Source organism: Orrella marina, assembly GCF_003058465.1.
GTDB lineage: Bacteria > Pseudomonadota > Gammaproteobacteria > Burkholderiales > Burkholderiaceae_B > Algicoccus > Algicoccus marinus.
Genome location: NZ_CP028901.1, coordinates 2,290,990 through 2,314,317, shown reverse-complemented (window position 1 = coordinate 2,314,317; position 23,328 = coordinate 2,290,990). Strand labels below are relative to the sequence as shown.

At 55.2% G+C, this 23,328-nt stretch carries 17 protein-coding genes and 1 pseudogene; 13 read left to right on the top strand and 5 right to left on the bottom strand.

All coding sequences use genetic code 11. From position 1 onward, the window contains the following. Nucleotide 1: 1 nt before the first annotated feature. From nuoH to DBV39_RS10490, 8 genes are read left to right on the top strand one after another with little or no spacing between them, the layout of a single operon-like run. Complete coding sequence (nuoH, locus tag DBV39_RS10525; protein WP_108621493.1) at nt 2-1,075, top strand: NADH-quinone oxidoreductase subunit NuoH; 1,074 nt, start codon at nt 2-4, stop codon at nt 1,073-1,075. Between the two features lie 30 nt (nt 1,076-1,105). Further along, nucleotides 1,106-1,594, top strand: coding sequence for an NADH-quinone oxidoreductase subunit NuoI (nuoI, locus tag DBV39_RS10520; RefSeq protein ID WP_108621492.1), 489 nt, complete (start codon nt 1,106-1,108; stop codon nt 1,592-1,594). A gap of 17 nt (nt 1,595-1,611) precedes the next feature. Beyond that, nucleotides 1,612-2,232 (top strand): NADH-quinone oxidoreductase subunit J, encoded by a 621-nt coding sequence (locus DBV39_RS10515; RefSeq protein WP_108621491.1) that lies wholly within the window; start codon nt 1,612-1,614, stop codon nt 2,230-2,232. Further along, the gene (nuoK, locus tag DBV39_RS10510) at nt 2,232-2,540 is read left to right on the top strand and encodes an NADH-quinone oxidoreductase subunit NuoK (protein ID WP_108621490.1); all 309 of its coding nucleotides are present in this window, start codon (nt 2,232-2,234) and stop codon (nt 2,538-2,540) included. Before DBV39_RS10515 ends, nuoK begins: the two co-directional genes overlap by 1 nt. Nucleotides 2,541-2,557: 17 nt before the next feature. Beyond that, entirely contained in the window at nt 2,558-4,567 is a 2,010-nt protein-coding gene (gene nuoL / locus DBV39_RS10505) for an NADH-quinone oxidoreductase subunit L (RefSeq protein ID WP_108621489.1), read from the top strand. A gap of 11 nt (nt 4,568-4,578) precedes the next feature. Next, nucleotides 4,579-6,063 carry an NADH-quinone oxidoreductase subunit M gene (locus DBV39_RS10500; protein ID WP_193853021.1) on the top strand — a complete coding sequence of 495 codons (1,485 nt, stop codon included), beginning with the start codon at nt 4,579-4,581 and terminating at the stop codon, nt 6,061-6,063. A 6-nt stretch (nt 6,064-6,069) separates the two neighbouring features. After that, on the top strand, nt 6,070-7,548 hold the full coding sequence (nuoN, locus tag DBV39_RS10495; RefSeq protein ID WP_108621487.1) for an NADH-quinone oxidoreductase subunit NuoN: 1,479 nt from the start codon (nt 6,070-6,072) through the stop codon (nt 7,546-7,548). Nucleotides 7,549-7,566: 18 nt separating this feature from the next. After that, nucleotides 7,567-7,866, top strand: coding sequence for a DUF2818 family protein (locus tag DBV39_RS10490; protein WP_108623218.1), 300 nt, complete (start codon nt 7,567-7,569; stop codon nt 7,864-7,866). Nucleotides 7,867-8,040: 174 nt separating this feature from the next. On the opposite strand, the gene serB is transcribed toward DBV39_RS10490, so the two are convergent. Next, entirely contained in the window at nt 8,041-8,910 is an 870-nt protein-coding gene (gene serB, locus DBV39_RS10485; RefSeq protein WP_108621486.1) for a phosphoserine phosphatase SerB, read from the bottom strand. Between the two features lie 24 nt (nt 8,911-8,934). Then, a pseudogene (gene mfd, locus DBV39_RS10480) lies at nt 8,935-12,380 on the bottom strand (transcription-repair coupling factor). A 41-nt stretch (nt 12,381-12,421) separates the two neighbouring features. Here mfd and DBV39_RS10475 point away from each other — a divergent pair. Continuing rightward, the gene (locus DBV39_RS10475; RefSeq protein ID WP_108621485.1) at nt 12,422-13,219 is read left to right on the top strand and encodes an IspD/TarI family cytidylyltransferase; all 798 of its coding nucleotides are present in this window, start codon (nt 12,422-12,424) and stop codon (nt 13,217-13,219) included. Continuing rightward, nucleotides 13,216-13,707, top strand: a complete 492-nt coding sequence (gene ispF, locus DBV39_RS10470; protein WP_108621484.1) for a 2-C-methyl-D-erythritol 2,4-cyclodiphosphate synthase — start codon at nt 13,216-13,218, stop codon at nt 13,705-13,707. The genes DBV39_RS10475 and ispF overlap by 4 nt, the downstream gene beginning before the upstream one ends. Nucleotides 13,708-13,742: 35 nt before the next feature. On the opposite strand, the gene DBV39_RS10465 is transcribed toward ispF, so the two are convergent. Continuing rightward, nucleotides 13,743-15,131: an ATP-binding protein gene (locus DBV39_RS10465; RefSeq protein WP_108621483.1), complete on the bottom strand. Its 1,389-nt coding sequence runs from the start codon at nt 15,129-15,131 to the stop codon at nt 13,743-13,745. After that, on the bottom strand, nt 15,118-15,870 hold the full coding sequence (ompR, locus tag DBV39_RS10460) for an osmolarity response regulator transcription factor OmpR (protein WP_322348708.1): 753 nt from the start codon (nt 15,868-15,870) through the stop codon (nt 15,118-15,120). The genes DBV39_RS10465 and ompR overlap by 14 nt, the downstream gene beginning before the upstream one ends. 204 nt (nt 15,871-16,074) lie before the next feature. Here ompR and tsaB point away from each other — a divergent pair, with 204 nt between their 5' ends. Both tsaB and DBV39_RS10450 read left to right on the top strand, forming a co-directional pair. Then, nucleotides 16,075-17,391, top strand: coding sequence for a tRNA (adenosine(37)-N6)-threonylcarbamoyltransferase complex dimerization subunit type 1 TsaB (gene tsaB, locus DBV39_RS10455; protein ID WP_108621482.1), 1,317 nt, complete (start codon nt 16,075-16,077; stop codon nt 17,389-17,391). After that, nucleotides 17,366-18,346, top strand: coding sequence for a uracil-DNA glycosylase (locus DBV39_RS10450; protein ID WP_227870585.1), 981 nt, complete (start codon nt 17,366-17,368; stop codon nt 18,344-18,346). Before tsaB ends, DBV39_RS10450 begins: the two co-directional genes overlap by 26 nt. A 37-nt stretch (nt 18,347-18,383) precedes the next feature. Here the strand turns inward: DBV39_RS10450 and lplT are convergent, their stop codons facing one another. After that, nucleotides 18,384-19,685, bottom strand: a complete 1,302-nt coding sequence (gene lplT, locus DBV39_RS10445; RefSeq protein WP_108623215.1) for a lysophospholipid transporter LplT — start codon at nt 19,683-19,685, stop codon at nt 18,384-18,386. Between the two features lie 102 nt (nt 19,686-19,787). Here lplT and smc point away from each other — a divergent pair, with 102 nt between their 5' ends. After that, the gene (smc, locus tag DBV39_RS10440; RefSeq protein ID WP_193853020.1) at nt 19,788-23,318 is read left to right on the top strand and encodes a chromosome segregation protein SMC; all 3,531 of its coding nucleotides are present in this window, start codon (nt 19,788-19,790) and stop codon (nt 23,316-23,318) included. The last annotated feature ends 10 nt before the right edge of the window (nt 23,319-23,328 follow it).

Here is a 23,328-nt window from a genome sequence, read left to right as displayed (position 1 = left end):
GATGGAGTGGCTCAATTCTCTCGAGAGTTTCGGTGTCGGGCTGATCGGTGCCACCCCATGGCTGGTGATCTGGACCCTGGTCAAGATCCTTGTCATTGCTGTTCCCATCATCCTGTGTGTCGCGTACCTCACATATTGGGAACGCAAGATGATTGGTTTCATGCATGTTCGTCTTGGTCCGAACCGGGTTGGTTTCAGAGGTCTGCTGCAGCCGTTTGCAGACGTTTTGAAGTTGCTGACCAAGGAAGTGATCGTACCCAGTCAGGCGAACAAAGTGCTGTTCGTGCTGGCACCAGTCGTGACACTGATGCCGGCACTGGCTGCGTGGGCAGTGGTGCCGTTCGGACCTGATGTTGTGCTCGCGAACGTTAACGCCGGGTTGCTGTATGTCATGGCCATTACGTCTATTGGTGTGTACGGTGTCATCGTGGCTGGATGGGCTTCAAACTCCAAGTATGCGTTTCTCGCGGCCATGCGTGCTTCGGCGCAGATGATTTCCTATGAACTTGCGATTAGCTTCGTGTTGGTGACGGTGCTTCTTGTTTCAGGCAGCCTCAACATGTCTGAGATTGTTCATGGCCAGAATCGCGGGATGTTCGCTGACATGGGGCTGACGTTCCTGTCCTGGAACTGGTTGCCGCTGTTGCCGTTGTTTGTGATTTATGTCATCTCTGCTGTCGCGGAAACAAACCGTCACCCGTTTGATGTGGTTGAAGGCGAGTCGGAGATTGTCGCCGGGCACATGGTCGAATATTCGGGTATGGCGTTTGCACTGTTCTTCCTCGGTGAATACGCCAACATGATCTTCCTGTCGTGCATGGCTGCGATCATGTTCCTGGGAGGATGGGCTGCACCGCTCGATATTGCCATCCTGAACTGGATTCCGGGCTGGATCTGGCTGGGACTCAAGACGTTTGTAGTGGTTTCCATGTTCGTTTGGTTCCGGGCATCTTTTCCACGTTACCGCTATGACCAGATCATGCGTCTGGGATGGAAAGTGTTTATTCCGCTGACCGGCGTCTGGCTGGTTGTCGTGGCGATCTGGATGCAGACGCCCTGGAATATCTGGAACTGAGCGCGAACCGTAAGCATATAAGGGCTAGCAATGGAAGCGATCAAGGATTTTTTTGGTAGTTTGATGCTCCTCGAGTTATTGAAGGGGATGCGATTGACCGGGAAGTATTTTTTCAAGAGGAAGATAACCCTGCGTTATCCCCACGAGAAAACGCCCATGTCACCGCGTTTCAGAGGTTTGCATGCGTTGCGTCGCTATCCCAACGGGGAAGAGCGATGCATTGCTTGCAAACTGTGTGAGGCGGTGTGTCCGGCTATGGCGATTTCGATTGAATCGGATCTGCGTGAGGACGGCACTCGCCGCACGACCCGCTACGACATCGACCTGACCAAGTGCATATTTTGTGGTTTTTGCGAAGAGAGCTGTCCCGTCGATTCAATTGTCGAGACGCACATTCATGAGTACCACGGCGAGAAACGCGGTGACTTGTATTTCACCAAGGACATGCTGCTTGCGGTCGGTGACCGTTACGAAGAGCAGATCGCCCGTAACCGTGCCGAAGATGCACCTTATCGCTAACGCTTAGTGACGACGACATGACATTCACGACAGTCCTCTTCTATATACTGGCCACCGTCCTGGTGGTGGCCGCATTCAGGGTTATCACAGCGAAAAGTCCTGTGACCGCTGTTTTGTTCCTGATTCTCGCGTTTGCCAACGCTTCAATGATCTGGATGCTGCTTGGCGCCGAGTTTCTGGCACTTCTTCTGGTGCTTGTCTACGTCGGTGCAGTGATGGTGCTGTTTCTGTTCGTTGTCATGATGCTGGACGTCAAGATGGAAGTGCTGCGAGCCGGCGCAAGGACCTATCTGCCACTGGGGTTGCTGATTGGCCTGGTCATGGTCGTCGAGATGGCTTTCGTACTGAACCAGACTTGGGGTAATGCGGGACCGGCAGTGCAGATGGCTGACGACTTCAACAATACCCGCGCACTGGGTGAACTCATGTACACCGAATATGTTTACGCGGTCGAGATCGGTGCTGTGTTGTTGCTTGTCGGTATGGTGGCTGCCATTTCCCTGACGTTGCGTCGTCGCAAGGATGTTCGTTACAACAATCCCGGCGCTGCAGTCAGAGTCCGTGCCAAGGACCGTATGCGTCTGGTAAGCATCCCGTCCGAACCGCGTGTGGACAGCAAGACCGAGGAGAAGCAATGATGGAACTCACGTTGTCCCACTTTCTGGTGCTAGGCGCCATTCTGTTCGCGATCGGCGTGTTCGGTATCTTTCTGAACAGACGCAACCTGATCGTGTTGCTCATGTCGATCGAACTCATTCTGCTTTCGGCCAACATGAACTTCGTGGCGTTTTCGAGCTGGTCCGGCGATCTCGCAGGCCAGGTGTTCGTGTTCTTCATTCTGACTGTTGCAGCAGCTGAAGCGGCGATTGGCCTGGCCATTCTCGTTTTGCTGTTCCGTAACATGAACACGATCAATGTTGAAGACCTTGATCACCTCAAAGGCTGACCGGAAGATACCCACTCATGTCTAGCGTACCTTTCATTTATTTGATCATCGCATTTGCACCGTTGTTAGGTGCAGTGCTTGCGGGGCTGTTCGGCACTGGCTTTCTTGGCCGGCCTGTCAGTCGATTCATGGCGCACAGGATCACCATCGCTTTGGTGGCACTGTCGGCAATCTGTTCCTACATCGTGCTGTTTGACGTGCTTGGAGGAACCCGATTTGACGGCACCTTGTATGTCTGGAGCATGATCGGTGACATCACCCTTGAAATCGGTTTCCTGATTGATCCCTTGACCGCACTGATGATGGTGGTGGTGACCTCGGTTTCACTGATGGTTCACATCTACAGTATCGGGTATATGGCTGAGGATGAGGGCTACGAAAGATTTTTTGCCTACATCTCCCTGTTCACCTTCTCGATGCTCATGCTGGTCATGGCCAACAACATGCTGCAGTTGTTTTTTGGCTGGGAAGCGGTGGGCCTGGTTTCCTATCTGTTGATCGGTTTCTATTACGAGCGTCCGACAGCGATCTTCGCCAATATGAAGGCGTTCCTCATCAACCGCGTGGGTGACTTCGGCTTTGTGCTTGGCATTGGCCTGCTGTTCGCGTACACCGGTACGCTGAATTACGGCGAGGTGTTTGAGAAAGCAGATTACCTTGCCGGGCTCACATTGCCAGGCACGGACTGGATGTTGCTGACCGTTGCATGTATCTGTCTCTTTGTCGGTGCAATGGGTAAATCGGCTCAGGTTCCGCTGCACTCATGGCTGCCAGACTCCATGGAAGGTCCGACACCAATTTCTGCGCTGATCCACGCAGCAACCATGGTGACCGCAGGTATCTTTATGGTGTCTCGATTCTCGCCACTGTTTGAGTTCTCGAATACTGCGCTGTCGCTCATCATCATCGTGGGTGCGCTCGGTGCATTGTTCCTCGGGATCCTGGGGGTTGTTCAGAACGATATCAAGCGTGTGATTGCCTATTCCACGCTGTCTCAACTTGGTTATATGACTGTCGCGCTTGGTGCGTCAGTCTACTCAGTTGCGATCTTTCACATGATGACCCACGCATTCTTCAAGGCGTTGCTGTTCCTTGCCGCGGGTTCGGTCATCATGGCCGTTCATCACAATCAGGACATCCGGTATATGGGAGGTTTGCGCAAATACATGCCGATCACCTATGTCACGTTCCTGCTTGGCGGACTTTCGCTCTCGGCATTTCCGTTTTTCGCCGGCTTTTACTCGAAGGAACATATCATTGAAGCGGCAGGTGCGGCCGGCGTCTGGGGCGCACAATTTGCCTACGTCTGCGTTTTGCTCGGCGCTTTTGTGACGGCACTATATACATTCCGGGTCTTCTTTGTGGTCTTTCACGGGGAAGAGCGCTATGACCAGGCACCGCGTGATGAACATGGTCACGATGATCATCACCATGATCCGCATGCCAAGCCGCATGAGACGCCTTGGGTAGTGACGCTGCCGCTAGTCATGCTGGCGGTGCCCTCCGTGATCGCCGGTGCGCTTTTTGTGGATCCGCTTCTGTTCGGGAACTACTTTGATTACCTCAATACAGTCCAGCATGACGGGCATGATGCAATGCGCACGCTTGCCGACAAATGGCACGGATGGTTCGCCTATGGTTTGCATGCATTCGTGACCTTGCCGTTTTATCTGGCGCTCGCCGGCGGTTTGGTGGCCTGGTACTGCTACGTGATCAATCCCAAAGCCTCCGAGTCGATCAAGAAAGCGTTCTCCTGGCTGTATCCGTTGCTGGACAACAAGTTCTACTTCGACTGGCTCAATGAAAAAGTCATTTCACGTGCAGCGCGCTGCCTGGGCACCGTACTCTGGAAGCGCTCCGACGAGGGTCTGATCGACGGCATGCTCGTCAACGGATCGGCAAAGGTGGTTGGTGCAATTTCTGCTGTGAGCCGACATTTGCAGTCGGGTTACATCTATCACTACGCGTTTGCGATGATTATTGGCCTGATGGGTCTGATCACTTTCATTATCCTGGTATATAAATAATGGCTGGCGAGATGGCATCTTCTTCTATTCCGTGGCTCACGCTTGCGATTTTCGTTCCGATTGTCTTTGGTCTGATTGTTCTGGCCATTGGTCGTGACGATAATCCCGGGTTTACTCGCTGGCTCGCACTCGCTGGTGCATTGATCAGTTTTGCGGTGACGCTTCCGCTCTACATGGGGTTTGACTCGAGCACTGCGTCAATGCAGTTCGTTGAGAAAACTCTCTGGATCGAAGCCTTCCCAGTCTTCTACCATCTCGGGGTAGACGGGATTTCCCTCTGGTTCGTGTTGCTCACGGCCTTCGTGACGGTGCTCGTTGTCATGGCTGGCTGGGAAGTCATTACTTACCGGGTCGCCCAGTACATGGCAGCATTCCTGATCATGTCTGGCTTGATGGTGGGTGTCTTTGCTGCACTGGACGGGTTGTTGTTCTACATTTTCTTTGAGGCTACGCTGATCCCGATGTACATCATCATCGGTGTGTGGGGTGGTCCCAACCGTGTGTACGCAGCGTTCAAGTTCTTCCTTTACACGCTGCTGGGGTCTTTGCTGACGCTGGTTGCTTTCATCTATCTCTGGCAAGCGTCCGGCACGTTCGAGATTCTTGCGTGGCATCAGTTGAAGATTGGTTATGAGGCGCAGGTACTGATCTTCCTGGCTCTGCTGGCAGCGTTTGCCGTCAAGGTTCCGATGTGGCCGGTGCATACGTGGTTGCCGGATGCTCACCCGGAAGCACCGACCGGCGGTTCGATGGTTCTTGCCGCGATCATGCTCAAACTCGGGGCCTACGGCTTCCTGCGGTTTTCATTGCCTATCGCTCCGGATGCGTCGATCGGATTGTCGGATCTGATGATTACGCTTTCACTCATCGCAGTGATCTACATTGGATTCGTTGCAATGGTCCAGAAGGATATGAAAAAGCTGGTCGCTTATTCCTCGATCGCACACATGGGATTTGTGACCCTGGGCTTTTTCATCTTCAATCTGGTTGGGCTTGAAGGCGGCATCATTCAGATGGTTTCCCACGGCTTCGTTTCAGCAGCGATGTTCTATTGTATCGGTGTGCTGTATGACAGAATGCACACGCACGTCATTGCAGACTTCGGCGGCGTAATCAACCGCATGCCCAAGTTCGTCACATTTTTCGTGCTGTTTTCCATGGCCAACGCCGGTCTTCCGGCGACCAGCGGGTTTATCGGGGAGTTCATGGTCATCCTGGGTGCTGTCCAGTTCAACTTCTGGATTGGTATGCTCGCAGCCACAGCATTGATTCTGGGTGCGGCTTATTCGCTCTGGATGGTCAAGCGCGTCGCCTTCGGTCCGGTTGCTAACGAAGAGGTCGGCAAACTTCAGGACATCAATAACCGGGAGTTCCTGATTCTCGGCGTGATGGCTATCGCCGTGCTGTTCATGGGGATCTACCCCAAACCCTTCACTGATGTGATGCATGTCTCGGTTCAGGCACTGCTTGATCACGTTGCAATCTCAAAACTGTAAGCCGACATGATGCTAAACGAATTCAACTTTGCGCTTGCCCTACCTGAGATCGTGTTGCTGGTTGCAGCGATGCTGATCTTGCTGATCGATGCATTCAGCATGGAATCCCGGCGGACCCTGGCCTATATTCTCAGCAATGTGACACTGGTACTTCTGTTTATGATCACCTGGAGTCAGTGGGCGTCCGGTGCAGAAGGTACGACGTTCCACGGCCAGTTCGTTGCCGACGACCTTTCTCATCTGCTCAAACTGGTGTCGTACGCAGCGGTGTTTGCCACCCTTGTCTACGGGCGAGAGTACGTACAGAGTCGTGACATGCTTCGCGGTGGGGAGCTTTATGTTCTCGTTCTGCTTGCGCTGCTTGGTCAAATGGTGCTGATCTCGGCGAACAATCTGCTGACTGTGTATCTCGGACTCGAGCTGATGTCGCTGGCACTTTATGCGCTGGTCGCCATTCGCAGAGACCACTCGCCTGCGACTGAATCAGCCATGAAGTACTTTGTCCTGGGTTCACTGGCTTCCGGCTTCATGCTTTATGGCATGTCAATGCTGTATGGCGCAACTGGATCGCTTGATCTCCAGGATATCGGTGACACCATTGTTTCCGGAAGTGACATGCAACTGGCCCTGGTGTTCGGTCTGGTATTTCTGGTTGCAGGGATTGCGTTCAAGCTTGGTGCGGTTCCATTCCATATGTGGGTGCCTGACGTTTACACCGGCGCGCCGACGGCTATCACGCTCGCGATCGCAGCGGCCCCAAAGCTGGCTGCATTTGCAATGACGCTGCGCATTCTGGTGACAGGTCTTGGTGACCTGACATTCGACTGGCAGCCAATGCTGATGATCATGGCGGTTCTCTCGCTCGCGATTGGTAACTTGACCGCGATAATGCAGACGAGCTTCAAACGGATGCTGGCATACTCGACCATCTCGCACATGGGTTTCGTGCTGCTGGGCCTGATGAGTGGGTCAGCGGAGGGTCTGGTGAACGTGAATGCTTCGGCATATGGCTCCTCCCTGTTCTATATCATCACCTATGTTCTCACTACGCTGGGTACCTTCGGTGTGATCATGCTGCTGTCTCATGCAGGGTATGAGTGTGAGACGATTGATGATCTCAAAGGGTTGAACAAACGTAGTCCTGCGCTCGCTGGCGTCTTGCTGGTGCTGATGTTCTCTCTCGCCGGTATTCCGCCGCTGGTTGGCTTTTACGCGAAGCTGGTTGTTCTGCAAGCAGTGATTCAAGCAGGAATGGTCTGGCTTGCAGTTGTTGCTGTCATCTTTTCTCTGATCGGGGCGTTCTATTACCTGCGTGTGGTGAAGGTGATGTATTTCGATGAGCCGTCTGCCGAGCGAGTTGTGGTGTCGGTGCCCGGTCCTGCTGGCACGGTACTCGGCATCAACACTGGCATTATTCTGTTGTTGGGAATCTTGCCGGGTGGGCTGATGACTGCCTGCATCCAGGCGATTGCTGCTTCGCTTTAAGCTTAGGGGTCGTTGATTTTGAATCAGACGCTTGCAGTCTGGATATTGATAGTGTTTTCAGTGGCGGCAGCCAACCTGCCGTTCCTGAGCGACAAGGTGTTTGGTGTTCTAAAAACCAGCAATCCGGCTGGAAAGTCCGGTTTTCTCGTGTGCGCAGAGCTACTTGTGATGTACTTTGTGGCCGGGTTATTGGGGTTTGCATTTGAAAGTGCACTTTCAAACCCGTTCCTGCTTGGCTGGGAGTTTTACGCGATCACGCTTTGTATCTTTCTGGTGCTTGGATTTCCGGGGTTTGTATACCGGTATCTTTTGAAGTAGATCGCCCCTGATGATGCCTGTCTTCGCAGACAGGCATGGTAGATGTAGATCCCCCAATAAAGGAGAACTCGTCTTAACAGGTCGGCTGGCGGGTTGTTGTTTTGGAAAGGACGCATCACCTTGCCCTCAATGTGTTGAGGGCGTGCGAGTAAGTGTCCTGAGTTATGACGTGTCTCAGTTACTTCCGTCAGTGAACCAGTGAAGGATGGCATCTAGCGGGCTGACGTTTAGTGCATATCGTGCTTGCTCGCGCACAACAGGCTTCGCTCTGTACGCGACAGCGTAGCCTGCCATACCTAGCATCTTCAGATCGTTGGCACCATCTCCGATTGCAATAATCTGCTCTGGCTTGGCTGAATGCCTGGCTGCAAATTCCGCTAGTAAGTCAGCTTTGCCTTGGGCATCAACGATTCTGCCTTCAACTCTTCCCGTCAGGCGATTGTTGCCATCCACCTCAAGAGTATTTGCAAATGCGGCATCAAGCTCCAGTCTCTGTTTTAGACGGTCTGTAAAGAATGTAAATCCACCCGAGACAAGCAGTGTCTTGATTCCTTTACTCCGGGCTACTCGAATCAGGTTTTCCGCTCCAGGATTCAGTTCGAGGCGTTGTTGATACACTTGCTCCAGCACTTCGGCGTCCAGGCCTTCAAGATAACCGACCCGAAGGCGCAGACTGTCGCTGAATTCAGTAATCTCACCGCGCATTGAACGTTCGGTAATTGCGGCAACTTCGGCCTTTAGTCCTGCAAATGCAGCGATTTCGTCAATACACTCGATATTGATCAGCGTAGAATCCATGTCCATCGCAAGCACACGGCAATCTGCCAGGCGAGCCGTTGCGTCAACAAACGCGACATCGGCTCCGTTGGTGTCGCACCATGTTCGGATGGAACGGATATCCGAATCGCTCACATCAACCGCATACAAGCGTGCGGCGGTCTTGGAAATCCAGTTCACTCCGTTTGCCTGTGCCTGAGCGGCGATCTGTTCGATCATGGGTTTATCCAGGGCAGGGGACTGCACAATGAGGTCTGTGGGGGCCATGTAAGTCCTTCTATGGGGGTAGTGTCAAACCATCGCACGAAGCAACGTGCGAATGATTTCATAGCGTTTCTTGATGTCATCAGACTCGATCTCAGCGCGCAAGCGGTCTGGACCAGAAAACTTGACGTTCTTACGCTGCTGGACCAGGTCGATCAGCTTGAGTGGATCAATTGGTGGATCTGGTTTGAACAGAAAGAGCGTTTGCTCATCGTTACTATCTATTTTCTGGATGCCCAGTTCTGTCGCCTCGATCCTGAGGCGATGAGATAGTACGAGGGCCTGCGTTTCTGGAGGAAGCTTACCAAACCGGTCAATCAGCTCTTCTTGCGTGGCGATGAGGTCATCAACCTGTTTGGCGTTTGAGAGGCGCTTGTAGATGCTCAGTCTTGCATGAATATCCGGGCAATAGGCGCTTGGCAGTAGCGTTGGCGTATGGAGGTTGACTTCACAGCCCGGGTTCCCAGTCGACTCCAGGTCAGGCTCTTCACCTGCCTTCAGTGCGCGAATTGCTTCGTTGAGCATGTCGTTGTACATCGAAAAGCCGATTTCCTGGATATTGCCTGACTGGGACTCGCCAAGGACTTCACCTGTGCCGCGAATTTCAAGATCATGCATCGCCAGAAAGAAGCCGGAACCGAGTTCTTCCATCGCCTGGATCGCCTCGAGCCGTTTCTTTGCCTGCTTCGTCATGGCGTCTTCGCCTGGCGTCAAAAGGTAGGCGTATGCCTGGTGGTGGGAGCGTCCAACCCGACCACGTAACTGGTGTAACTGTGCCAGTCCGAAACGATCCGCACGATGAATAATGATCGTGTTTGCAGTTGGCACATCAATGCCGGTCTCGATAATGGTGGTGCACAGCAGCACGTTAAATCGCTGCTGATAAAACCCCTTCATGACCTGCTCGAGATCACGCTCACCCATCTGTCCATGCGCGATCGCAATCCGGGCTTCTGGAACCAGTTCCTGCAGGCGGGCCAGCCGGTTCTGGATGGTATCGACTTCGTTATGCAGAAAATACGCCTGCCCACCTCGTTTGAGTTCCCTGAGCAAGGCTTCGCGAATCGAGCTGTTGTCTTCACGGCGCACAAATGTCTTGATAGCAAGACGCTTCTGCGGCGCAGTCGCTATCACGGAGAAATCCCGAATTCCTTCGAGTGACATGCCAAGTGTTCTCGGAATGGGCGTTGCGGTCAAGGTGAGCACATCGACCTCTGCTCGCAGTGCTTTGAGGGCCTCTTTCTGTCGCACGCCAAAACGATGTTCTTCGTCGATAATGATCAGGCCCAGGCGCTTGAAACGCACATCTTTGGACAGGATCTTGTGTGTACCGATCACGATGTCAGCCGTACCATCCGTGATGCCAGCGACTGCTTTGGCTACTTCCTTGGCCGAGCGAAACCGGGACAGTTCGACAACGTTGACCGGCCAGTCTGCAAATCGGTCAGAGAAGGTCTGAGCGTGCTGTTCGGCCAGCAAAGTGGTTGGACAGAGCAGGGCGACCTGCATGCCGTTGGCGACCGCCACAAACGCAGCTCTGAGTGCGACTTCTGTCTTTCCGAAACCGACGTCGCCACAAACGAGTCTATCCATCGGCCGCCCGCTTGTCATGTCCTGAATGACAGCCTGAATGGCATTGGACTGGTCGGCTGTTTCCTCAAAACCGAAACCCTCGGTGAACATTTCATAGTCACCCATCGGTAGCTTGAACGCCTTGCCTTCACGTGCAGCTCTGCGCGCGTAGAGATCGAGCAGCTCGGCCGCAGTGTCCCGCACCTGTCTGGCCGCCTTTCTGCGGGCTTTGTCCCATTGACCAGAACCAAGCTGATGCAGCGGGGCTGCCTCAGGATCGGTTCCGCTATAACGGGCAATGACGTGCAACTGTGAAACCGGTACGTACAGTTTGTTGTGCCCAGCATACTCCAGGTGAAGAAATTCCATCATTCCATCACCGAGATCCATGTTGATGAGACCAAGATAACGACCAATGCCATGTTGTACGTGGGCGATCGGATCTCCTTCGCGTAACTCGGCAAGATCTCGAATCATCGATTCGACATCCGAGACACGCGTCCTGTCACGTCCGGAGCGACGTCCCTTGGTCGCATGACCGGGGTACAGGTCATTCTCGGTCAGTAGCGTCAGCTTGTCACCAACCGAGACAAAACCACTCGTGAACGGAGCGACCAGTACATTGAATCGCGCTTTGGCCTGGCGTGCATCCTGTAATGACTCGACATTCGCGTCAGGCCTGATGCCGTGCTCTGCCAGCATCTGGATGATGGTTTCACGACGACCGTGCGAATCCGTACACAGTAAGATCTTGCAGTCCTCAGGCGTGGTCGATATCAGCGCACGCAGTTTAGAGAGTGGATCTTCACTCTTGCGGCTGACTGCGACTTCAGGTGCCGGGCGATAGGCATCGTGGACACTTTCCTGACTCAGCGCCAGCCGAGAAAATGGCTGAAGAAACCCGAAGACAGTGTCCGCCTTCAAGAACAGCATCTCGGGTTCAAGAATGGGACGCTCGCGATCACTCTTGAGAAACTGATAGCGACTTTGTGTATCAGCGATGAACTGGTTCATCGCTGTTTCGAGTTCTCCGTGGGTGACTACAAGACTCTCGGCAGGAATATAGTCAAACAGCGTGGCTGTCTCTTCAAAGAACAGCGGGAGATAGTACTCAACCCCTGCAAATGCGATCCCGTTACCAATATCGCGGTAGGGCAGGGCCCTCGATGGATCACCTTCGAACTCTTCTCTGAAGCGCGAGCGAAACTGGTTCCTCGCATCTTCATCCAGCGGGAATTCTCGTCCCGGCAGTAACTGTACTTCAGGCACGGGGTACAGGCTGCGTTGCGTATCGACGTCAAATGCCCTGATAGATTCGATCTCGTCGTCGAACATATCGAGTCGGTAGGGCACTGCAGATCCCATCGGGAACAGGTCAATCAGCCCCCGCGAATGCTGAACTCCCCCGGGGCCGTTACTTGCGTGACGTGGCTGTAGTTGGCCAGCACCATTTGATCTCGCAGCGCCGCTTCATTCAAGCGTTCCTTCTGCTTGAAGGAGAATGTGTACGCAGCCAGAAACGAAGGTGGGGCGAGACGATACTGAACGGTTGTGATTGGCACGGTCAGAACATCCACTTCGCCGTGCATCAACGCATGCAGGGTCCGCAGTCGCTCGGAAACAAGATCCTGGTGGGGTGAGAAGCTGTCGTAGGGTAAGGTCTCCCAGTCTGGCAACATGCGTACCCGCAAATCGGGCTCGACCAGCGCGATCTCCTGAGCCAGGCGCTGGGCCTGCAATGGAAGGGCGGTCATGATAACCAGCGTCTTTCCCGCTTTCCTGGCCAGTGCCGCCAGCATCCAGGCGTCCCCTGAGCCTGGAGGGCATGCCAGACTGGTTCTCTGGGACGGTTTGAGCCGGGAAAGTAGTTCAGATGATGCTGGATTGTCGGTGATGGACATGGCAAACTGGTTCGGTGAAACAGTGATTATAAAATCCCCGCATGACAAGCAACTCGACGGCCCCTCTTGACGTGCACAATACCCAGGATCCGGGGGGTGATGTGAACACACTCCAGCCGGAACCGCGGATCGTGGCGATTGTGCCTGCCGGCGGAGTAGGGCAGCGTGCGAGTAGTGGACTTGAAACTCCTGTTCCCAAGCAGTACCGGACCATACGAGAACACCCGATGCTCAGAGTGAGCGTTCAGGCGCTGCTTGGTGATTCGCAGATCAGCCAGGTCTACGTGAGTGTGCAGGCAGATGACGGGTACGCCCAGTCGGCAATCTGCGGCCTGGACCGCGTGCGTGTGACCCGTACTGCGGGCCAGACGCGTGCCCTGACTGTTCTCAACACGATTGATATGCTACTGGAACACAAACTGGTGCGGGATGTTGACTGGGTGCTGGTGCACGACGCTGCGCGACCCGGTTTGCCACTGGATGCACTGAGAAGGCTCGTATCTGCCTGTCTGGAAAGTGGCTGGGGGGGATTGTTGGCACTGCCTGCAACTGACACGGTTAAACTCGCCGCTCCTCAAAGCACGGTAGCGTCGCGGCAATTGATTCAGACGACCATTGATCGAAATCGCGTCTGGCTGGCGCAGACGCCCCAGATGTATCGTGCACGTGTCTTGCAGCAAGCGCTCGCTGGCGCGATCGCCTCAGGATTCGACGTGACTGACGAGTCAAGTGCGATCGAATGGGCTGGGCAGCCGTCGCAACTGGTGCGAGGCGATGTTGCGAACTTCAAGGTCACCTGGCCTGAGGATTTTGAGATGATAGAGAGGTATGTCAAGTGAGCCCATGGGATTTAAGGGTAGGACAGGGGTTTGACGTTCACGCACTGGTGCCGGACCGGCCGTTGATACTTGGCGGGGTTCGCATTGAGCACACGCATGGCTTGAAAGGGCATTCCGACGCAGACGCCTTGTTGCATGCGATAACCGATGCCATTCTGGGTGGGTCCGGTCTGGGCGACATCGGACGACATTTTCCGGACTCGGATCCCGCATACAAGGGGGCTGATAGCAGGGAGTTACTACGGCAGTCCATGCGTCTGGTTCGCACGCATGGGTGGGAGGTCATCAACGTCGACGCAACCATTCATGCACAGGCACCCAAGATCGCTCCGCATGCCGCCGGAATGGTTGCCAACATAGCGGATGATCTGGGAGTTGATCCCGATCGTGTCAACATCAAGGGCAAGACCAATGAGGAGCTCGGTCATATCGGTCGCCGGGAGGGAATTTCGGTGACAGCAGTTGCTCTGCTGGCTCGTCGCGGCTGATCTTTGCGCTTTGGTAGCAGAGGCTCTTGTGTATCTCAGCCTGCATTCGGCTCTGTGCCGTCCTGGCTGGCTTCCTGTGTGCCTTTTGGTCGCCGGCTGCGAGGTAACTCTATGCGGGCCGTGAGTCCACCCCCTTTTCTTGGCATCAGCCTGAGCGAACCGCCCGCCCATCCGAGAAGTCTTTCAACAATGGAAAGCCCTAGTCCGGCGCCAGTCCCACCGGTCCTCGCCGCTTCACCCCTGGAAAATGGTCGCATGACCCTGGCAATATCCTTTGGATCGATGCCCGGTCCCCGGTCGCTAAGATCGATCTGGATCCGGTCGCCCCGTGACTGCATGACAATTTCGACTTCCGCCCGACTTCCATTGAGTGCGCCGTAACGCCTCGCGTTCTCCAGGAGATTGATGATGCAGCGACTGAAGTCGTGTGGATCGATCAGGCAATATGCATCGCCCTTCCATGAAAACTCAAGACTGCCTCCCGCTTGTTCGAAGCGGGCTTTCTCCTGATTGATCAGGTCAGACGTCAGCTCGGCCAGATTGACTGGCGACTCAGGTGGTTTGCGTGCGGGTCGAGCGTACTCAAGCAGCTGACCAATCGTACGATCCACCTGGGAGAGGTCTTGATCAATGGCATGGCGCTGCTCTTCTCCGATTGGACTCATTTCAATTTCGAGGCGCATGCGTGCAAGTGGAGTTCTCAGGTCGTGGGAGATGCCTGCGAGCATCAGATTGCGATCGTTCTCCGCCTGACGCAGCTCTGAAACCATGCGATTAAAGCTGCCATTCAGTTCCCTGATTTCCATGGCACCTTGTTCTGGCAAAGGTTCGGGGGCTTCGCCCCGAGACACTTGCTGCGCAGCACGAGCGAGTCTGGCCAGAGGCCGATTCATGTAACCGACGGCGACTGCGGCACCAACCAGTGATAACAGAGCGGCTGCGATCATCCAGCTGAACCATTCAACACCGGTGACCGGCTGGGACCGGTCAATGTCCAAGCCAAGCCAGTAGGTTTCCTCCTTCAGAGGCAGGGCGACCCAGACCAGCGATTCGTCAATCGAGGAGCGTAGTAATTCGGTGCTTGGCCCTAGCACTCGTCGAACCTGTTCCTGCAGACCCAGCCAGTACTCGGTTTGTGGCAGCTCGGGCAACACTTCTTTTGGGCGGGCAGCGCGCAGGTCCAGTCCACTTTGCGCATTCACAGCCTGCTTGATGAGTGTCGCCATGTCGTGGTCAGGGATCTCGAGCAAGCTGCGTGTCAGCGTTGCTGCATTGACCAGGTGCGTGGCAGTTCGCTCTGCCCTTGGTTCTGAGTCCAGCGTGAAGAGCACGTGTATCCATGCCCCGAGGCTGGCCAGCATGAGGAGCGCCAGTAGCAGGAATGTTCTTGCGAACAGGCCAAGGTGCAGTTCAGGCTTCACCATCGGGTACAAACACGTAACCCAGGCCCCAGACAGTCTGAATATACTGGGGCTTGCCTGGGTTGGGCTCTATCAGTTTTCTGAGTCGCGAGATCTGGACATCAAGACTGCGATCAAAGGCCTCGTATTCTCTGCCACGCGCCATCTCCATCAGCCGGTCCCGTGACAGAGGGACCTTGGGATGGCGAACCAGCACTTTGAGCAAGGCGAATTCCCCGCTGGTGATGGGCACATCTTCTCCACCGTTGGTCAGAGATCGCTTGGCCAGATTCAACTTGTAGGGACCGAAGCTCACGAGCTCAGCTTCGTGGCTTGGGCCAGCAGGGTGTTCACCAGACTGTTTGCGTCGCAATACAGCGTTGATTCTCGCCAGTAGTTCACGCGGATTGAATGGCTTGGAGACGTAATCATCCGCTCCTAGCTCCAGGCCGAGAATGCGGTCAACATCTTCTGCCTTGGCGGTCAGCATGATGACTGGTGTGTCATCTTTTGCGGTGCGCAGCTTTCGACAGATGGTCAGACCATCTTCACCTGGCATCATCACGTCCAGAACGATGAGGTCAAAATTCTCTTTCAGACGCACCTGCTGCATGTCCACCCCATCCTGCGCCACCTCTACCAGAAACCCTTGCTCTGTCAGGTAGCGACGCAACAAGTCGCGAAGTCTAGGGTCATCGTCAACCACGAGAATCTTCTTGCGAGATGCGGTGTTGGATGTATTACGTGAGTTTGTTGTCATCATGCGAGTTGTTTGAATGGGTTCTGGCCTGAGTTCAGACCCGTCAGTCACGGAAAGGTTCAGAATGCCACACTTCATGGTACTAAAGATCTCATTGTTCGTCCTGAGGCCGGAAAAGGAGATCAGAAATGATGTGGATGTATCAATCTCATTCCAATCCAGGCTCAGTCCGCTCACGAAGGAGGTTGACTTCATTACAATCCGCACATGCATCCGATCCTAGCCCTCGAAACTTCGACCGCCACGTGTGGGGTGGCCATTTACAGTCGATCTGAATCGTCCGAGTCACTTGACTTCAAGGAACTCAGCGGTGTCTCTGGTCATGCCCCGAACATTCTGCCGCTGGTTGATGATGTGATGCGGCAAGCGGGGCTGACGCGACACGACCTGGCCGCGATCGCCTTTGGACAGGGTCCCGGAGCTTTCACCGGTGTCCGTCTTGCCTGCAGCGTGGCTCAGGGCATGAGCTTTGCCTTGCAGATTCCTGTCGTACCCGTTGGGGCCTTGCCTGCGCTGGCATCGGGTCTGATGCACGCATTGCCACCGACTCTGCTTCCGGGCATTTGTCTCGTGGCCCTGGATGCGAGAATGAACGAAGTCTATCTGGCTGCCTATGTACGGCGTGATGCTCAGGCGAACATCGCAAACTCGGATAGTATGCCGGGTTATTTCGAGTTGCAGTCTCCCGTTCTCATTCGTGTGGATGATTGTCCGGCTTTTATTGCAGAACGACTCCCTTACTGGCTCAAGACCTTTGCCGGTCTGCACACGCTGGTGCTGGCAGGAGACGGATGGCAACTGATTCACAGGAAAGAGCTGGCAGCGGAGGTTGACAAGACATGTGCCGATCATCAACTGGTCTGGCACGATTTGTCTGCAGATTTTGGCACTGTTTCGGTCAAGGATGTTGCGCGACTTGGCTGGGATCTGTTTCATCGTGGCAGACGGGTCGAGCCAGAACAGGCCTTGCCTCTCTATCTGCGCGACAAAGTGGCCTTTACGACGGCCGAACGTGCCCTGGGACAAGGTGGTAATCCTCAGGCAATGCAGTCAGCGACCGCCATGGTGTTGCCCATGTCTCTTGCAGACTTGAGAGACGTGATCGAGCTGGAACGTCAGAGTCAGGCGTTTCCGTGGTCCGAGGGGCACTTCAGGGATGCGCTGGCAGCTGGTTATTCCGGGTGGGTGCTTCGTCAGGCTGGCGTACTGGTCGGGTTCTGTATGGCAATGCCTGCGCCAGACGAGGTTCATCTGCTGGTGATTGCGGTGAGTCCAGATTGTCGGCGTCAAGGTTTCGGTGCATTGTTGCTCGAGCAGGTTTACATGTTTGGACGCCAGCAGTGCGCATCAAGGGTCTTGCTGGAGGTGCGTCCCTCCAACGCCAGTGCGATCGCTTTTTACCGACGTTTGCAGTTTGAACAGATCGGGACTCGCCGGGGGTATTACCCAGCTGCCAAAGGCCAGCGCGAAGACGCACTGGTCATGGCAAGGAGTTTGCATGGTGAGCAAGTCTCTCATGACTGAGCGCAAGGATCGGTCCAAGGCTATCAGGCTGCCCGCGCTGCAACACGCGAGTCTGCAGGCAATGGGCCTGTCGGTTCCCTGGATTGTGAGTACAGACCCTGGTCACGTGGAGAGTGCCAACGGTGACCACTCAGGGCGGTCCGATGCTGCTGGTACTCCTGTGACCCATATACAAGCCGGCGAGGGGGTTGAGAAGAAGCACACCCGGTCTGCTCCGATGGGTCGTACTCCATTAAGCGAAACGGATTCCGCCTTCGGTTCAGGTGGGGGCGTGAAGCCTGCCCCGGTCATCACTGGTGTGCAGTCCCCGGAGCCGGCTGCGTGTGCCTCAGTGCCTTCTGCTGATGAACTGCTCGCAAGAGAGCAGAAGATCCGGGTGATGAGCCTGGATGATGTGAGCCGAGCAATCGAATCGTGTGAAGTATGTCGGGATCTGTGTCGAAATCGCAAGCACCCCGTACCTGGGCAGGGAATAACCAATCCCAGGTTGATGATCATCGGCGAGGCGCCTGGCGAAATGGAGGACCTGAAGGGATTGCCATTTGTCGGACGATCGGGCGAGCTCCTTGACAACATGCTGGTTGCCATTGGTCTGAGCAGGACTGATTCAGTATTTGTTGCAAACACGATCAAGTGCCGTCCGCCAGCAAACCGCAATCCTCGCCCTGAAGAGGTCTCTGCATGCAAACCCTATCTGCAACGTCAGATCGAATTGCTTGAACCGCAAGTGATACTGGTAGTTGGCCTGTTTGCTTCGCAGACGTTGCTTGGTTCGACCGAGGGTGTTCAGGCTCTGCGACAACGGGATCATTTTCTGGAAATTGGTCAGCGCAAGATCCCCGTAGTGGTTACATTCCACCCGGCCTATCTGCTCAGACGTCCGGAAGACAAGTTCATGGCCTGGCAGGATCTCAAGCAAGTTTGGTCCTTGCTACGTGAACCGCGGACAAACTGACCGAGCAGACGGCCGCCTCCATAAGCCAGGCAGACCGTCAGAGCGCAGTGCCGTGGCCGTGGCGGCCGATCTCATCGAGAAGCCTGGGATTGGCCCTGATGTTGGCTTTTTTCCAGAGCATAATCACAAACATCAGTACGGCAACAAGCAAGCCGAAGATCACAATAATGACATTGATGGGCAGCTTGAGCCACAGCAGTAGCGTATAGATCGCCACCATTAGCAGGATATTCAGTTGTTCGTTGAAGTTCTGAACGGCGATCGAGTGTCCCGCTGATAACAACAAGTGGCCGCGGTGCTGTAACAAAGCATTCATGGGTACCACAAAAAACCCCGATGTACATCCGATCAGCACGAGCAGGCCATAGACTTCCCAGGTCTCCTTGACCAGCGGCATCAACAGGACGATCACCCCCATCAAGATTCCCATGGGCAGGACGGAAAGCGCTTTGGGGAGCGGAACCTTGCTCGCGAAGATGGCCCCAAAAATTGTTCCGAAGGCGGTCACCCCCATCAGGATGGATGCCTGATCAAGACGGTAGCCGAGGTGGCTAGCACCCCATTCGATCACGATCAGCTGGAGGGTCGCACCAGCGCCCCAGAAGAGCGTGGTGACTGCCAGAGAAATCTGCCCGATCCGATCGTGCCAGAGAATCTTGACGTAGCCCCAGAAAGATCTGATCAGCTTCACAGGGTCTTTCTGTTGTCTGGGGTACTGAATACCTGTTCTCGGAATGAGCAGATTGCAGATTGCGGCCGCTACATAGACAAACGCGATACAGAGAATGGCCGCTTCAGCGGGTGTGTGAACAATGTGGCGGATCGCATCGTGACTGAGCAGAAATTTTGACACCGTGGGTGAGATCAGGACACCACCGAGCACGGTTCCAAGAATGATCGAGATGACAGTCAGCCCTTCGATCCAGCTGTTGCCCTTGACCAGATCAAGCGGTCGCAGCATCTCCGTGACGATTCCGTACTTGGCAGGAGAGTATGCTGCAGCACCCACACCAACCAGCGCGAATGCGAAGCAGACCAGGTAGGTCTGTCCGGTGGCTGACAGTCCGAACAGGGCGTACCAGAACATCAGCATGCATCCAACGGTCTTCAGGGCATTGGTTGCAAACATGACCCGTCCTTTCGGGTAGCTATCAGCAATCGCTCCCACAAAGGCAGATAGCAAGACGTATGTGGCGGCGAACCACCACTTCATCATGGGCGCCATCCAGTCCGGTCCATCTAGCTGCTGGATCAGTGCGATTGCGGCGATGAACAATGCGTTGTCTGCCAGCGAAGACAATGCTTGCGCTGCCATCACTAGATAGAAACCTTTGCTCAAGAGACGGTCCTCTGTGGGATGTAGCGCACGAGTATAGCCGGTGCGATGCACTCGCGTGGGGTATCATTTCGCGAACAGACTCACTCACTGACAGACGGTCCTGTGCGCCTTACCCACATCAAACTTGCCGGTTTCAAATCATTTGCTGATCCCACCGTGATTCCCACGCCGAGTCAGCTAGTTGGCGTGGTCGGTCCAAACGGGTGCGGCAAGTCAAATATCATCGATGCTACGCGTTGGGTGCTGGGAGAGACCCGGGCAGCAGAATTGCGTGGTGAGTCGATGCAGGACGTCATCTTTAGTGGATCAGGCGACCGAAAGCCAGCAGGTCGGGCTTCGGTCGAGCTGGTGTTTGACAATAGTGATGGCCGAGCAGTCGGTCAGTGGAGTACCTATTCCGAGATATCGGTACGCAGGGTTCTGACGCGAGACGGAACAAGTAGCTACTTTATCAACAACCAGCAGGTTCGCCGCCGTGACGTGCATGACATCTTTCTAGGTACGGGCCTGGGTACACGTGGTTACGCCATCATTGGTCAGGGAATGATCAATCGCCTGCTTGAGGCTCGTCCAGAGGAGCTTCGAGTCTACCTGGAAGAGGCAGCAGGTGTCTCCCGGTACAAGGAGCGTCGACGTGAAACAGAAAATCGTTTGCAGGACACGCGGGAGAGTCTCACCCGGGTTGACGATATTTTGCGGGAGCTGACCGCGCAACAGTCCAGACTGGAAGTCCAGGCTGAGGTGGCCGCCCGCTTCAGGGCATTGCAGCGGGACGTGCAGACCAAGCAGCATGCGCTCTGGTATTTGCGGGAACAGGTTGCCAAGCAAGATCAGCAAAGATTGACCGTTCGGATTGAACAGGCGCAGATCGCTCTGGAAGAATCGACTGCAGCGCTCAGAAGCGCGCAGGCTGATCTCGAGCGCCGCCGCCAGGCCCATTACGACGCAAGTGATGCTGTTCACAAGGCGCAGGCGTCTTTGTATGAGGTCAACGCCCAGGTGAGCAGTCTGGAGGCACAGATCAGACATGTCGCCGATACGCGTGCACGACTTCAGGCCCGCCAGCAGCAGTTGCGTGTACAGATAGAGCAGTGGCATGCGCAGATTTCCCACTGCACTGAGCAGATCGACCAGGAACAACAGGTACTCGAGCAGCGCGAGATGGCCATGGAGCAAGCCCAGGCACTCGCACAGGAGGCAGCAGATCAGTTGCCTGAGATTGAAAGTCGTGTGCTTGAGGCCGGCGCTCGCCGTGATGCGATGCGAGCAACGCTCGCCACAGTCGAGCAGAAACTGGCGCTGACTGCCCAGCGCCGCGGGGATGTGCAACGCCAGCTCGACAGCCTGGAGCAACGGCGCCAGCGTCTGAGCCTTGAACGCGGTTCCATCCAGGTTCCGGATGCTCAAGAGGCTGAAAGACTGGCCGGCGATGCACAGGCGGCGCAGGCGCAGCTTGAGCAAGCGCAGGCGATCTTGATTGAGCTGGAGGAAAGGGTGCCGCAGGCAGAGGCGACACGAGCGCAGGCGCAGCAAGAGGCGCAGCAACAGGCGGGGATACTTGCCAAGCTTGAGGCCAGGTTGGCAGCGCTGGTGCGACTTCAGGAAGATGTCCAGTCTTCCGGGACGCTGGACCCATGGATCCGGTCTCATGAGCTCGCGAACCTTCCCCGGTTGCTGGAGAAGCTCAAAGTCAATCCTGGATGGGAGAGTGCGATTGAATCCGCGCTTCAGGAAAGGCTCAATGGCTTGCAGGTCTCTTCTCTGGATCGAGTGCGCGGACTTGATCGCAATGCACCACCGGGCAGACTTGCCTTCTACCAGATGCCGCAAGTCAGCCCCATCACCCAGAGTCCTGCTGGATTGACCAGTCTTGCCAACCATGTGCAGACTGGCGATCCTTCTCTCAAGCTACTAATCAGCGACTGGCTTGGTTCGTTCTATGTGGCACAGTCTCTGACGCAGGCGCTCGACAGCCTTGAACAGCTTCCTCCCGGGGCTATCTGGATCGTCCAGGCAGGGCACCTGATTGACCGGCACAGTGTGCGGTTTTATGCGCCAGAATCGGAGCAGGCCGGCATGCTTGCGCGACAGCAGGAGATCGAGAATCTGCGTCGCGAAGTCAAGGCGCAGCAGTTGATTGCTGAACAGACCCGCGCTGCGGCGGCTCAGGCCCAGGCGCAATGGCAGCAGGCTTCTCAGGCCGTTGGCCCAGCGCGTCAGCGCCTGACCGAGATGACACAGCGACTGCACGGGTTGCAGCTTGCCTATAATCGGGTGCAGCAAGAGCTCTCACAAAGTCAGGCCAGAGCAGGAAGGCTTGATCAGGATCTCGAAGAGTTGATGAGCCAGGTACAGGTTCTCACAGAGGAGTTCGACCAGATCGAAAGTACGTTCGAGTCCCTGGATGAGGAGCTGGCGAAGCATCAGGACGTGTTCAGTGATCTCGAAATGGCGTGCGAGTCGCTGGCCGGACAGGCCCGAACGATGCGCGACAAGGTCCGCGAGACCGAGCGGCGTCAGCAGGAAGCACTTTTTGCACAACGCACGACCCGGGCGCGCATCGAAGAACTCGAGCGCAATCTGTCACTGGCATCCGAGCAGCATGAGAAGGCTCAGGTCGAGGCCGAGGCGCTGCTGGCTGAAACCGAGGAGCTAGATGCTGAAGTGGCACGCGAAGGATTGCAGCACGCGCTCGAGATTCGCTCAGAACGCGAAGCTGTGCTGGGTAGGCTCAGGATCGAGATGGAAACGCTTGCGTCACAAATGCGTGAAGCAGACGAGCAGCGCGTGCGGCTTGAGCGTTCGATGCAGCCTCAGCGCGACTCGATCATGGAACTGCAGCTTCAGGAACAGGCCGCGCGACTGGCCGTTGAACAGTATGCCCAACAGCTTCAAGAAAATGAGGTTGATCGGGCAGCGTTGATTGCCCATCTGGAGACGCAGACAGAGGACTGGAAGAAACTCACCTGGCTGCAATCTGAAGTTCAGCGAGGAAATCGCGAGATGGACAGTCTGGGGCCAGTCAACCTGGCAGCTCTGGAGGAATTGACCGCCGCGAAAGAGCGGGCGACGTTTCTTCAGTCACAATATACTGACCTACAGTCAGCAATCGAGACACTTGAAGATGCGATCAGGAAGATTGACCGGGAAACACGGGAACTCTTGCAGACCACATTTGACGAAGTGAATCGGCACTTTGGGGAACTGTTTCCCAAGCTGTTTGGTGGTGGAGAGGCCAAGCTGGTAATGACCGGGGATCAGATTCTGGATTCCGGCGTCCAGGTCATGGCTCAGCCGCCAGGCAAGCGCAATACCACTATCCATTTACTTTCGGGTGGTGAGAAAGCTTTGACAGCGACAGCGCTTGTATTTGCGCTGTTCAAACTGAATCCTGCTCCGTTTTGTCTGCTTGACGAGGTTGATGCCCCGCTTGATGATGCCAATACGGAGCGTTACGCAAATCTGGTGAGTGGTATGAGTGATCAGACACAGTTCCTGTTTATTTCACATAACAAGATCGCCATGCAGATGGCCAGGCACCTGATCGGTGTGACAATGCAGGAGCAGGGCGTATCGCGTATTGTTGCGGTTGATATCGACTCTGCGCTGCAACTCGCAGCAGAAGCGGCTTGAGAAGGGGCAC